Consider the following 13,051-nt stretch of genomic DNA (forward strand, 5'->3'; position numbering starts at 1 on the left):
TAAAATATGTGACAACATCCATTCCATGGATTTACATGGTATCGATCTCAATCTTCTGGTGGCCTTCGACGCGCTGATGAAAGAACGCAGCGTCACGCGTGCGGGCATACGTATTGGCCGCACTCAACCAGCCATGAGTGCCGCACTATCGCGACTACGTGGGTTGCTTAATGATGAGCTTTTTATCCGCAGCCCTGCGGGTTTGCAGCCAACCCCGCGTGCCCTTGATCTTGCCGAACCACTCGGCCATGCACTGACCGAAATTCAGCGCACGCTTGAATTCACCCAGACGTTTGATCCGACGACGTCCACCGCGACCTTTTCCATCGCACTTTCCGATCATCCGACCTTTAGGGTGCTGCCGGTACTACTTGATGCCCTACGTCAGAAGGCACCGGGCATCACGCTGCGGATCGGTAGCTTCACCGCGCGGGATGACGCCATTACCCTGCTTGACGCGGGGGAAGCTGATCTAACGATTGGCGTGCCGCCTTCTGAAACCGGCCGCATCCTGAGCCAGCCGCTTTTTTCCGAAAACTTTGTCTGCGTGATGCGTCGCGACCATCCCGCTGCCCAGGCACTGCTGGATCTTCCAGCCTTTCTGTCGCTATCGCATTTGCTGGTATCACCGGAAAATGACCGCTTTGGTCTGGTGGATGCGGCATTGGCAAAAATAGGCCATAAACGCCGCCTTGCCGTGACCCTGCCAACGATGTACGCCGCCCCGCTTGTGATTGCGCGCTCCGATCTGATCGCGACCCTGATGGCTGGCGTCATTCCAGCGTCTGGCCAGGCCGATGCTCTTGCCATCCGCCCGCTTCCCTTCGATCTTGATCCGATCGGCTTCACCATGTCCTGGCATCGCCGCAATGATGTCCATCCCGCACAACGCTGGCTGCGCGATTTTGTCGCGGGCCTGCCGCTTGATGAATAACAAGATGCCCGGTATCTGCTATACCGCCGACCCAAATCGCCTCTTTCCCGCGACACGGCGTTAAGCTAAAACCCGCTAATGGACAGACCGATTTACATGACCCCCGAAGGGCTCTCAGCCCTTCGCACCGAACTTGATCACCTGTGGAAGAAGGAACGACCCGAAACCGTTGCCGTGGTTTCATGGGCGGCAGGCAATGGTGACCGGTCGGAAAATGGCGATTATATCTATGGCAAAAAACGCCTGCGCGAAATTGATCGCCGGGTGCGGTATCTGCGCAAACGGATCGAGGACGCAGTCGTCGTTGATCCGCGCGAACAACCCGACCACAGCCGGGTCTTCTTTGGTGCCACTGTCACCTATGTGAATGCGCGGGACGAAGAAGTCACCATCCGCATCGTTGGCGAGGACGAGGCCGAAAGCCTCAAAGGCAAAATAAGCTGGATTTCCCCCGTCGCGCGCGCCCTGATGAAAGCCGGTGTCGGTGATGTGGTGACGCTACGCACGCCAGCGGGCGAGGACGAGCTTGAAGTCCTCGAAATTAGCTATCCGAAAAGCTAAACACGTTCGTAAATTGTCGCTGTATCAGCCACACGCGACCGTCACGCATTGCTTTTCCAACACGCCCAACCACCAACATTCTCCAAATCACACCAGCCACTAACGGAGCCCCAAATGTCTAATGGATGGAATGAATCTGCTGATGCATGGATTGCGGATAACTCCGGCGATGGGGATTTCAGCCGCCAACATGTCCTCGACCGCCCAATGCTTGAGCGCATTAACAAACAAAAATTTGCCACTGCACTGGACATCGGCTGCGGTGAAGGACGTTTTTGTCGCATGCTTTCCAACCTAGGTATCGCCGCCACCGGCATTGATCCCACAGAACGCCTGATCGAACATGCCCGATCCTGTGACCCAAACGGCGCATACTATGTTCACTATGCTGAAAAGCTCGATCTCCCCGATAGAGCATTCGATCTTGTAACCAGTTATCTTAGCATGATCGACATTACGGATATTGATGCTGCCGTTTCTGAAATGGTGCGTGTTTTGCGTCCTGGCGGCACCTTACTCATTGCCAATCTGAACAGTTTCAGCACAGCCGCAACGCCGACAACTTGGGTAAAAGGTGACAATGGATCCGAACATTTCTGCCTTGATCGCTATATGGAAGAGCGTTCGGAATGGGTTCAATGGCGCGGCATTCGCATCAAAAACTGGCATAGACCCTTTAGCCGCTATATGAAAATTCTGTTATCGCACAATCTTATACTGCGCCATTTTGACGAACCATTGCCCGGTTCTGAACATGGTGGTATGTACGAACGATACTGCAGGGCCCCTTATTTCCACATCATGGAATGGGAAAAGCCGTAACCGGATATCATCCCCCGGTCAGGGCGATTTCATATCCGTCCGGATCACGGACAAAGAACTGATGCGTGCCGTCCTCAAGCTCCGTCACCGGCTCCGGTTTGAACCCGGCATCGTTTAGCGCGTCAAACATGCCGTCAACATCATTGCATTCCAGATACCAGACCTGCCCGGCAAAGGATGGTCGCATCCGGCGCTCTTCATGCGAAACACCGCCATGCGCGGCAAGCATCAAACGGATTCCGGTATCCCCGTCACCTGCCTCCAGCATCGCCCAGACCGGTTGCTCATCCAGATCGGACAAGGTACGCGCCACCACCTCAAACCCCAGCAAACGGTAAAACCCGATGCTGCGGTTGATCTCGGCAACGTTCAGAAGCGGTGTGGCGGCTGTGATCATCATGATCCTGTTAAACGCAAAATCGAGGCACGATTATGCCCGCCTGAGCCACACGCGTATAGCCCTACCGCGCCCGACAAGGCCGTCTTCTCACATCCGGTTTTTGATCCGTCTGGTCGGTTCTGCCTGCAACGGGTCATCGGGCCAATAATGTTTGGGATAACGTCCCTTCATCTCGGCCTTAACCTGCGCATAGGAGCCGTTCCAGAACCCCACCAGATCAGACGTTACCTGAAGCGGCCTTTGTGCTGGCGACAGCAGATGCAACGTTACCGCCACCTTACCACCAGCAATTTTGGGAGTTTCGGTCGCGCCAAACATTTCCTGCAACCGGACAGGAAGCCCTGGTGTTTCGCCACTATAATCAATGCGGATGTGTGACCCGGTTGGCACGGTCCAGTGGGTCGGCGCCAGACGATCAAGCTCCTGGCGCCTGTTCCAGTCAATGCTTGATACCAATGCCTCGGCCAGATTGACCTGTTTAAGCTGGCTGCGTTTATTGATCCCGCCAAGATATGGCATCAGCCAATCCTCAAGCGATGCCAAAAGCGCATCATCGCTCATGTCGGGCCAGTTTTCCGGATCGACCCGATGCAGGAACGCGATCCGTTCGCGCAGTCCCTCGGCCGCCTTGTCCCAAGGCAAACAATGCAGGCCAAGACGACGAATGCCTTCGATCATCGCGGCCGCAATGGCATCAGGTCCGGCTTCGTCACGGGTGGTCTTTTCGTCAAGCACCAGCGCCCCGATCCGCCGTTGCCAGCGCGCCTGCACCGCATCGCTTTGCACTTCCCAGAAGACCTCTGTTCCTTCGGAAATCTGATCGGCAAAATGGGTTTCAAGACTTGCGCTCGACAAAGGTGCGGCAAGGTAAATCCGTGCCTCGCGCGCCTGCCCGTCAAGTTCCGCCACCACGATATAGGGTTCGTTCGCCAATGCATCGTCATTGGCCAGTATCCCGCCACGCCCGCCCGACAGGCGATACCGCGCATCCGTACCCTTGCGTCGTTCGCCAATCCGGTCGGGATAGGCAAATGCCAGAACCAACCCCACCTGATCCGCATGATCCACAGGGCCGGCCTCAATGTTGCCTGCGTCGGACGCCACTTCTTTCTTCGCGACCTCACCCAGTCGCCGTGCAAGCTGTCTTGCGGCTTCCGTGATCATTTTTGGGGCCTTGCGGGCCAAAATCGCCTCGACCCGAAGCCGTAAATCCGCGCCGCGACCGCGCATGAAATCCCGATCCGACAAAAGTGCTGCCAGCGCACAGGCAACCTCGTCCAGTCCAAGGCGCGCACCACGCAACATCATATGTGCCAACCGCGGATGCACTGGCAATCCGGCCATCGCTGTTCCCATTGGCGTGATCCGGTTAGCATCGTCAATCGCGTCAAGCCGCCGTAACACATCACGTGCCTGTTCGATCTTTGCCCCGTCGGGCTGATCAAGCCACGGTAGGCTTGCCGGATCAGACACGCCCCAGCGGGCGAGCTCCAGCGTCAGCGGCGCCAGATCGGCATCGGCAATTTCCGGCGTGGTAAAAGGCGGACGGGCGCGATGTTCGGCTTCTGCCCACAGGCGATAACATACGCCCGGCTCCAATCGTCCGGCACGACCGCGACGTTGTTCGGCACTGGCCTGCGATGATTTGACCGTCACCAGCCGCGTCATGCCCGATGCCGGGTCAAATCTCGGCAAACGCTGCAATCCGCAATCGACCACCACCCGAATGCCATCAATCGTTAATGACGTTTCGGCAATCGCAGTCGCCAGCACCACCTTGCGCATTCCATCGGGTGCGGGCTCAATCGCAATGTCCTGTGCCCTGGTTTCCATCGCGCCATAAAGCGGCGCAATGATCACCGATGGATCAAGCCCGTCTTTCAACGCCGCCTCAACCCGCGTGATTTCCCCCTGCCCGGGCAGGAAGGCCAGGATCGACCCGCTTTCGTCGCGAAGTGCCAACCGGATCGCCGCCGTCATTTCCCGATCAATCCACGCATCGGGGCGGATCGGGATATATTTTGTTTCAACCGGAAAAGCGCGGCCTTCGCTGGTAATCACCGGGCAACCGCCCATCAGGGCCGCAATCGGATCGCCATCAAGGGTTGCCGACATTACGACAATGCGCAAATCATCGCGAAGGGCGGCCTGCGTTTCCATCGCTAATGCCAATCCCAGATCGGCATCAAGCGACCGTTCGTGAAATTCATCAAAAATCACACAGCCAATGCCTGACAGTTCCGGGTCGTCCTGGATCATGCGCACCAGAATACCCTCGGTCACGACCTCGATCCGGGTTCTGGCGGAAACCTTGCTGTCAAACCGCACGCGATAGCCGACTGTCTCGCCGACGCCCTCGCCCATCAACTGGGCCATCCGGCGAGCGGCCGCCCGCGCGGCAAGCCGCCGGGGTTCGAGCATCACGATCTTCTGATCATTCCGCCATGCACTTTCCAGCAACGCCAAGGGCACCTTGGTCGTTTTCCCAGTCCCCGGCGAGGCCTGCAAAACCGCATTGGTACCGGTTTCCAGCAGGACACAAAGATCAGGCAGAACGGCATCAATCGGAAGGACGGGAAAGGCTTTGGGCATGAACGGCTTTCTGATTTCTGGTTTGGGGCCGGTATCTGCCCCGGTTATTTCCCAAAATGCGCAAACGGGCAAGGTTACGTGTCGCTGGTAATCGCCTCAATCCGACCCGCCTTCAGGATAATTCCCCGCTCCCCGCCAATCCGTTGCAGGGTTTTAAGCCCCCGCGTCAGGCGATAAAGCGCTCCCATATCCCCGCTTACCCGCATTTTCTGCGCTTCAATCCGGGTCACTTTAAACAGGTCGCGAAATGCATCCTCGGAAAGCGCACGAAGGGCTTCCTCCTTCTCCAGCCGGGCCGGATCCGGATGTTCGAAAACCAAGGGTTGGCCAGAGTTGAGTGCTTCTGTCATCGTGGTCTTTTCTATCACAATCGACAATGCCCAGACCATCCATGCCTGCGTCCAGCGCATGTAATTACGCCGATCCACACCAAACCGCCACCGCCCAGCATAAAAAACTCCGCGCTTGGCATCAAACAATGCATCACAGACCCAATCTGCAATCTTCTGTGCTGCTGTCAGTTCGCCAAACCGGCAAAGTGTCGCTATGGCTTGTGCCACCGCATGACAGTCCACATAACCTTCCCGCCCGACAAAGCTGCACGGATGGCCATTCGCATCAAAGCATTCCGCGCGATAAAACGCATATCCGCGCGTGATCGCGTCATCCAACCCGACCATCCCGCATGCGCGGAACCGATCAAGAAGATCAAGGATGTATCCGGTATGAAAGCCATCAATAAAACGATGGTGCACCCGCGTGCCATATTCCCATGCCCCATCGGGCCGCTGTGAAGTCAAAACCCGCGCAACCGACTTCTGGCTCATCTCATTACCAGGATCAATCCGATGCAACGCCCACGCTGTCCAAAGGCTGGCATTGTGGATTTCGGCATTCCCTTGGTCGACATAGGCAAAATATCCCTCCCGCCAAAGCCCACGCATAAACCCCGCCGCACGTTGCATCACCGGATCGGTTGAGGACATACCGCGCGCCATTAGCGCATCAACCGCAAAGCTCGTGACAATCGCATTGGACGCACCGCACGGCACATAAAAGGCGCGCGCCTGCCACGCAAACGGATATCCCCAACCACCATCCTCGTTTTGCATCTGGCAAAGCCTGCCCGCCACATTGCAAAGCCGCACGCCGTCGGCGGCACCCAGAAGCAACGCCAATGTTTTCGGGTTTTGCAATGCTGGAATCATCGCGATGTGGCGTAATGCCCGTGGCCCACGCTTTATCGCCTGCAACCACACCAGCCGCGCCATGCGAAACCGCCCCAAGCCGCTTAAACGGAACAACCCGCTTTCGAGCCCGTCAAACGGATCGGCCCCGGCAAAGTCGGCGTGAACAATCCCCGCAAGAACGCGGTCACGCACCGCAATAAGATCATTGCCTTGCATCGGCATTCTCCCGCATGGCAATCCCCGCCGCCATCCCGCAACAAATCAGGTAATGCCCGTATGACAGTGTATTGTCCGTCACCATCGTCACCACGACTGATACCAGAACACACATCGCCAACCGCGATCCCCGCGCAAACCAGATCAGCATCCCCCAACCCATCAGCCAAAGGATTGCTCCGATCAATCCCGTCTCGAACAGGATCCGGAAATGATCATTATGCAGCGCGCCGAATGCCGCCGCAGACGGCAAATCCTGCAAAATCGCCTCGACACTGCCCGCTCCAAAGCCAAGCCATTGCCGCGCGGCGGATGCCGTTTGCCAATCATCCCAGAACATCCGCCAGAATACCAATCGCCCACTGCCATGCGTCATCAAAAGGCGCGGCAGCCAGATCGTCGTCATCACCCCCACCGCAATCAAAGTCGGCAAACCGAAAAGCCACGTCATTGCTCGCGAAAACCGAACCCGACCGACGAAGGCGATCATCAGCGCCAAAACCGCAATCCGCGTCTGGCTCAGGACCACGGCAACCGCTGCAACCCCACCAATCCATCCGCGCGCATGCCCCCGCATCGCGCACGTCAATGCAAACAACCCCAGAAACAGAAACGGATGATTAAGCCGCCACCCTTCATGGGTGATCTGAAAAACGCTTGCCATCGGCAGATACAAAATCAATGCTGGCACCATCACCCGCAAACAATCCCACCCCAGCCATAGGCCGCATATCAGGCCAAGCGGCAGGATCAAAAGATTGCCGATCAACCGGATTTTCTCATCCGTCCCTCCGTCGCCAAGCCCAATAACCCCGACCAACCCCGCCAGCAAAAGCATGGCGACCAATCCATCCCCCGTCAATCGCCCCCGCAAAATCGCAGGCCCAACCCAAATCCCCCAAAACCCGATCAGGATCAGCTTCGCCAGCATCCCGCCAAACCCGGTCAGCCAAAGGGACGCCAGCATTGCCACAATGCCCAGCAAAAGAACGGGCACGTTTGAGCCCGTCGCATCCCCGGCCGTGTCCGGCTTCGCGTTCATTTCGGCCATGAATTGCCCCTGCGACACCACGCCACACCACGCTGCGGGACAAAGTCGAAAAACTCCGCTATCGTGATCAGCTTGAAATCATGGATATTTTCGAAACGCTGATGCAGCGACTGGTGCCATTTTGCCTGACATCCCAGATCGTTCTGGCCCCGATCATGCTGGGCAGTGCACGACCTTGGGCGATAGCGGTTCTGACCATCCTGACCGGCATCGGGTTGCTGGCGGCGGGATGGTTCGGCAACGTGAAACTGACCCGACCGATCAAACAGGTTGGCATTGCCGGGACACTCCTGTCTGTATGGCTGGCCGTGCAGGCCGCACCGATCTGGCCAACGCTGCCTGCTCCTTTCAACGCATCGCACCTTGCCCTTTACCCAACCGCCTTCCTGCCAATGATCGGCAGTGTTTTGTGGCTGGTCGGTATCTATGCGCTGGCCGCTGGATGCGCGCAAATGCAGGGCGATAAATTCACCCGCATAATCGCATGGGCCGTGATAATTGCGGCAATTCTGCAAGTCGCACTTACCTGTCTTGCCGATATCTTCTCGTTTGAAAGCACCTATTGGTTTGCCAAGCAGGCCCATCTTGATGACTGGACCGGAAGCTTTGCCAATCGCAACGCCTTTGGCGGCCTGATGACGATTGCGGCGATCTGCGCCCTTTACCTTTTCTTCGCCAAAGGCACGGCCACAATCGGAAGCCGGATTGATCACGCGGCCGGCTGGATCGCACTTGCGCTGATTTTCACATCCGCCCTGTTCGCCAGCCATTCGCGAAGTGCGGTTCTCGCACTGGCGATTGCCCTCATCACCTTTGCAATCATGCTTCGCCCAAAAGCAAACCGCCTGCTGCCGCGCATCACCTATCCCGTTCTTATCATAGCCTGCGTTACAACTGCCCTGATCGTCATCGCCATGCTCATTCCCGATCTTGGCAATCGCTTTGCCGAACTGGCCCGCCCCGATCTGATCCAGCGCGATGACGCATGGCACACTGCCATCATCGCCATATCCCATCGCCCATTTACCGGCTTTGGCCCGAACGCGATTGCGCTGGTGATGGATCATTTCGCAACCCTTGGTCTTAACCGCAAAGCCGCATGGTTCAGCAGCCATAATTTATGGCTTGATGCCGCCCTCATCTTTGGCATTCCCGTAACGCTGGTGATGGCTGGTTTTATCTTGTATCGGCTGGCACGCACTTTCCGAGCAACCGAAAACCGTCTGGATCGAACGCTTATGACCAGCCTTGCGGCTCTGATCGGTATCATGTCCAGCATCGGCTGGGTCGCGTCGATGCCTGCACTCATTCTGCCCTTCCTGTCCCTTCTCGCTGCGCTTGAAGCAAGGCCGAAAGTACAAAGCCGCGCAGCATCACAATATCGGAACGATCCCCAGCAATCCGTGCGGCCCGATCCAGTTCTTCGCCAATCGCCTGCGGATTAAAGTCTTGTTGCCGCGCCCGTGCCAAAGCCCGAAGCGACATCAAAACCGGATCAAACGGCGCATCCAAAAGCTCCGCACTCGTCAATATCTCCAAAGCCACCCAGTCGCCTGATTTAAAAGCTGCCGTGACCGCCTGCTGCTTTGCGTAATCGGCAAATCCATCCCCATCACGCAAAGCGGCCTCGATATCCGACACATTCCGCAATACCGCCATCTCAGCCCCAAGGCGGCCCAAACCGATCCCGATCAACACCAGCCCGGCAAATATAGGGATCAGGCGAAAACGCATCAGCCGTCCTCCGCCCTGTCGGCATTGTTCCGACCATACGCCGGTCTGCCCCGTGTGGCAGCCAGGACAAGACCATCGGGCACCAGCCCGGCGGCGTTCAACTGATTGATGGCATCGCGCACATCGCGGCGTTTGCTGTAACCACGGCGCAGCACCAGCAAGCGGGCATCCGCCGCCCCCATCAGCAATATCGCATCGGCCACCGATAAAACCGGCGGACTATCAATCACGATTCGGTCATAACGACCGTGCAGATGATCCAGAACATCCAGTAATCCATTCTGAAGCAAGCCGGTTGCAAAGCTTCCCGGTACGGATGCCCGCGCACCGATATAGTCAAAAGATTCGCGATCTTCCCCTCTTTGAATGGCGTCCTCCAACGTCCCGTCACCGGCCAGAACCGCCGTCAAATCCGACACGTTGCCAACACGCGCAAATCCCGTTGGGTGGCGCAGATCGCCATCAAGCAAAATCGTTTTCATCCCCGCAGTTGCAAAGCTTGTCGCAAGATCACGCGCCAGTCTGCTTTTTCCCTCCCCCGGCATAGCCGACCCGATGCAACTGACATGGGCGCGGCCCGCATGCACGCGCGTTTTGGCAAGGATATTGATCAAAACCGCCAGATGACCAACCGCTTCCTCGATCGAAACCGCATTGGCAAAGGGGTCATCAACTTGCGGAGTCCGGGCGTAAAGCTGGATACCAAACCGGTCTTCCAACTTCCCGTCATCATGGATCGCCTGATCGAAATAGTGTCTTAGCATCCCCGCAACAACGGCGGCAAAAAGCGCGACCAGAACTGAAGCCATCCACAAATCGCGCCTGGTCGGAAACTCCGCCGTTTCAGGCAGGCTTGCGGCCTGCATCACCGTCACATCACTTTGAAATGCAGCCAATGCGATGCGAAGTTCCTGCTCCGCTGTGCCAAGCGTGTCGGCTTCGCTGCGCATCAGTTCCACCGCGCGCAAAAGGGCGGCCTGCCCCTGTGCCTTTTCATGGCGAACAGTCAATTTTTCCTGCCAGTCATCACGCTGGCTTCTGATCACATCATATTGTTTTTGCGCATCTCGCAGATCAAGCGCGATCTTCTCTGCCACCACCAACACGGCGTCACGCAGATGCCGCTGCACGGTTTCAAGTTCGCGATGAACAGCAATCATCGCCGGATGCTTGGGACCGTATCTCTGATCCAATGCCGCATGATTTCGACGCACCTCGTCATATTGCCCAGAAAGCCGTCGAACCGTTTCATTATTGGCAATCGGTGGCAGGGCCAGAAGGGCATCAATCGACTGCGCATTCGCCCGCGCATCGGCCATCAGGCGTGCCCGTTCCAGATCACGCCGCGCAACCTCCAGCGCGCCATTCAATTGATAAATCCGGTCCAGCATCAAACGGCTTTCATCGGGTTCGATAAAGCCTGCCTGCTGTTGCCACACCGAAAGATCGGTTTCGGCCTGCGCCAGCTTTGCGTTCGCGGCCAAAAGCTGTTCGGACGTTTCCATCAACCTCGCGCGAAGTCCCTGTTTGCGTGCACTTTCGCGCTGCCAAAGGTAACTATCGATAACGGCATTCAGGATTTTCTGGCTTTGCACCGCATCATGATCGGTCAGACTAACCTCGATCACGGACGCATTGCCAATGCGCACCACCTCGATCCGTGATCGCAGGGCACCAAGTACGCGGTTATCGCCTGCTTCATTTCCCTCACTTCCGTCAATCGCGGGCACGATCTGAACGCCCTCGCCGCGCAGGACCGAAAGTGCGGTTGCCAGTACTTCATTTCCGCGAAGCTCCGCCATTGCGGTTTCCAGATGCTGCGCGATCCCGCCCCCGTCTATCGGGGTATCTTCGCGATCGATCACAAAGGCAATTTCGGCCACCGAACGATAGGTTGGCATCAGTCGGGGAATAAGAGCCGCGGCCACCATCAACACCGCAACAAAAACCAGCATCACAATCCCGCGGCGCTGCCACAGCACCGCGAACAGATCGATCAACGTCAAGTCTGTATCCTTGTCGGTTTGCAGTTGATCCGAATGCCTCATCGCGGGCTGACCGATGGCTGTTCAATCCAGTCCGACTGATCGGTATCTGCCCTTTCTTCCGTAAGGCTCGTGTTCCAGCTTTGCGCCGCCGCCGGGTCCCATTGCCTGTAATACGTGCTGAAACGAATTGGCAAAAAGGGCTGGAGTGGCTTTGATATCGATCCCGGACTGGTATTGTCGGTTGTCTCTGACGCGACGGCTTGCTCGCGATATCCCGCATCAAAAAACCGCCTTGAGATTTCAGGCATCGTTCCTGCTGCCATCGCGTCACGCATCATGGGTTCGGGATACATTTCCACCACCCGAAGCACCGCCTTCATAACGATCAATTCCATCAGAAAACTGCCTGTCCCGCCGGGCATGAGCATCTGCGTCAAGACCAGAACCCGATCCAGAACCAGTAAGACCATCCTGAAATCCTCTGGCCCCAGATTGCCTTCGCTTGTCACCACATCCCGCCCCAACAATCTTGCAATCAGGGCATCGACAGTATCGTCAATTTCTACAGTGTCGTCTTCGGATAGCTGATCAGTCAGGAATTGCATGATCTGGTTTGCATTTGCCTCGACCACTTCGATTTCAGGTGAGGGTAAAACCACCTGTCCGCTGGCATCGGCGGGCGTCAACACAAGCCAGATCGTAAATCCGACAATCACGACCCAACCTGCCGCGCGGTAAAATCGTCTAGCCCATGCCCGCAAGATTGCCGGAATGACACCCCCGGCAAACCGCCAAAGCCCACGACCATACCGTGGCACCATCGCGCGCGGTGCCATGGCAATGCGCCATGCAAATTCCAGCCCGCATCGCTGCATCATCGCCGGTGCCCGCCTGATATCACCGGCCAGCACATCAAACGCCCCCCCAACCCCCATGATAAAACGGCATCCGGTTTTCGGCCCGTAATTCACCACAAACGCATCCTTGCGCGGACTGGGAAGGGCAACAAACACCACGTCCGCACCGCTGGCCCGAACCTTTTCGGCCAGTTTGGCATCATCGGGGTCGTAACCGTGATGGCCCCCGGCAATGATCAGTTCGGGAAAATCGCGGCGAAGGCGTGCTTGCACGCGATGCAGAACATCATCGCGTGCGCCTAGCAAAAAGACCGAACGTCCCGCCGCCTCAAACCTTGGCAAAAGGCTTTCCATCAAATCAATGCCTGTCACCCGTTCGGGCACCGCAAGGCCCAGCAATCGCGCCGCCCAGACAATCCCCATCCCATCCGCCGACAGGCAATCGGCCTGTGCCAAAACACGCCAAAGACCGCCATCCCGACACGCTTGTGCGAATTTGACCGCATTTAACGACAAATGGCGGAAACAGCCTTCTTGATGGATATTGGAACAGATGTGATCGGCCAATGACGCCTGCCTGCGCAGATCAAGCATCAGGCCGAAAAAGTCCCCTCGGTCGCTGGTCATCCCCGCCGATCTCTCCCCAATGTCCCTTTATATGATGGCTGCAATTGTTCGGCCCCCGACAACCATCTGACAAAGCATT

Annotated in this window: 10 protein-coding genes; 4 read left to right on the forward strand and 6 right to left on the reverse strand. The window is 57.1% G+C overall.

Annotation, left to right across the window (positions count from 1 at the left end; all coding sequences use genetic code 11):
* Positions 1–25 precede the first annotated feature (25 nt).
* The 3 genes from TH468_RS01450 (at position 26) to TH468_RS01460 (ending at position 2,317) form a co-directional block, all read left to right on the forward strand.
* Positions 26–934, forward strand: coding sequence for a LysR family transcriptional regulator (locus TH468_RS01450; protein ID WP_085641909.1), 909 nt, complete (start codon positions 26–28; stop codon positions 932–934).
* 78 nt (positions 935–1,012) lie between these two features.
* Positions 1,013–1,495 carry a transcription elongation factor GreB gene (greB, locus tag TH468_RS01455; protein WP_210402199.1) on the forward strand — a complete coding sequence of 161 codons (483 nt, stop codon included), beginning with the start codon at positions 1,013–1,015 and terminating at the stop codon, positions 1,493–1,495.
* Positions 1,496–1,609: 114 nt separating this feature from the next.
* Complete coding sequence (locus TH468_RS01460) at positions 1,610–2,317, forward strand: class I SAM-dependent methyltransferase (RefSeq protein WP_085641910.1); 708 nt, start codon at positions 1,610–1,612, stop codon at positions 2,315–2,317.
* Between the two features lie 7 nt (positions 2,318–2,324).
* On the opposite strand, the gene TH468_RS01465 is transcribed toward TH468_RS01460, so the two are convergent.
* The 4 genes from TH468_RS01465 to TH468_RS01480 form a co-directional block, all read right to left on the reverse strand.
* Positions 2,325–2,717 carry a VOC family protein gene (locus tag TH468_RS01465; RefSeq protein WP_085641911.1) on the reverse strand — a complete coding sequence of 131 codons (393 nt, stop codon included), beginning with the start codon at positions 2,715–2,717 and terminating at the stop codon, positions 2,325–2,327.
* Between the two features lie 87 nt (positions 2,718–2,804).
* A complete protein-coding gene (gene hrpB / locus TH468_RS01470; RefSeq protein ID WP_085642420.1) occupies positions 2,805–5,309 on the reverse strand; it encodes an ATP-dependent helicase HrpB in 2,505 nt (834 codons plus the stop codon).
* Between the two features lie 74 nt (positions 5,310–5,383).
* Entirely contained in the window at positions 5,384–6,715 is a 1,332-nt protein-coding gene (locus tag TH468_RS01475) for a hypothetical protein (protein WP_085642422.1), read from the reverse strand.
* Positions 6,702–7,766 (reverse strand): O-antigen ligase family protein, encoded by a 1,065-nt coding sequence (locus TH468_RS01480; protein ID WP_085642421.1) that lies wholly within the window; start codon positions 7,764–7,766, stop codon positions 6,702–6,704. Before TH468_RS01480 ends, TH468_RS01475 begins: the two co-directional genes overlap by 14 nt.
* Positions 7,767–7,846: 80 nt before the next feature.
* Between TH468_RS01480 and TH468_RS01485 the strand changes: the two genes are divergently transcribed.
* Positions 7,847–9,211 carry an O-antigen ligase gene (locus TH468_RS01485; protein ID WP_139834603.1) on the forward strand — a complete coding sequence of 455 codons (1,365 nt, stop codon included), beginning with the start codon at positions 7,847–7,849 and terminating at the stop codon, positions 9,209–9,211.
* Between the two features lie 288 nt (positions 9,212–9,499).
* On the opposite strand, the gene TH468_RS01490 is transcribed toward TH468_RS01485, so the two are convergent.
* Both TH468_RS01490 and TH468_RS01495 read right to left on the reverse strand, forming a co-directional pair.
* Positions 9,500–11,506, reverse strand: coding sequence for a tyrosine-protein kinase domain-containing protein (locus TH468_RS01490; RefSeq protein ID WP_139834604.1), 2,007 nt, complete (start codon positions 11,504–11,506; stop codon positions 9,500–9,502).
* Between the two features lie 38 nt (positions 11,507–11,544).
* Complete coding sequence (locus TH468_RS01495; RefSeq protein WP_085641913.1) at positions 11,545–12,972, reverse strand: WecB/TagA/CpsF family glycosyltransferase; 1,428 nt, start codon at positions 12,970–12,972, stop codon at positions 11,545–11,547.
* Positions 12,973–13,051: the final 79 nt, after the last annotated feature.

It is taken from the genome of Thalassospira sp. MCCC 1A03138 (assembly GCF_002115785.1).
Classification (GTDB): Bacteria; Pseudomonadota; Alphaproteobacteria; order Rhodospirillales; family Thalassospiraceae; genus Thalassospira.

What these genes read in the sequence shown, in the direction of transcription:
- TH468_RS01450 (WP_085641909.1), top strand. Translation starts at nt 26, where the DNA reads ATGGATTTACATGGTATCGATCTCAATCTTCTGGTGGCCTTCGACGCG.
- greB (WP_210402199.1), top strand. Translation starts at nt 1,013, where the DNA reads ATGGACAGACCGATTTACATGACCCCCGAAGGGCTCTCAGCCCTTCGC.
- TH468_RS01460 (WP_085641910.1), top strand. Translation starts at nt 1,610, where the DNA reads ATGTCTAATGGATGGAATGAATCTGCTGATGCATGGATTGCGGATAAC.
- TH468_RS01465 (WP_085641911.1), bottom strand. Translation starts at nt 2,717, where the DNA reads ATGATGATCACAGCCGCCACACCGCTTCTGAACGTTGCCGAGATCAAC.
- hrpB (WP_085642420.1), bottom strand. Translation starts at nt 5,309, where the DNA reads ATGCCCAAAGCCTTTCCCGTCCTTCCGATTGATGCCGTTCTGCCTGAT.
- TH468_RS01475 (WP_085642422.1), bottom strand. Translation starts at nt 6,715, where the DNA reads ATGCAAGGCAATGATCTTATTGCGGTGCGTGACCGCGTTCTTGCGGGG.
- TH468_RS01480 (WP_085642421.1), bottom strand. Translation starts at nt 7,766, where the DNA reads ATGGCCGAAATGAACGCGAAGCCGGACACGGCCGGGGATGCGACGGGC.
- TH468_RS01485 (WP_139834603.1), top strand. Translation starts at nt 7,847, where the DNA reads ATGGATATTTTCGAAACGCTGATGCAGCGACTGGTGCCATTTTGCCTG.
- TH468_RS01495 (WP_085641913.1), bottom strand. Translation starts at nt 12,972, where the DNA reads ATGACCAGCGACCGAGGGGACTTTTTCGGCCTGATGCTTGATCTGCGC.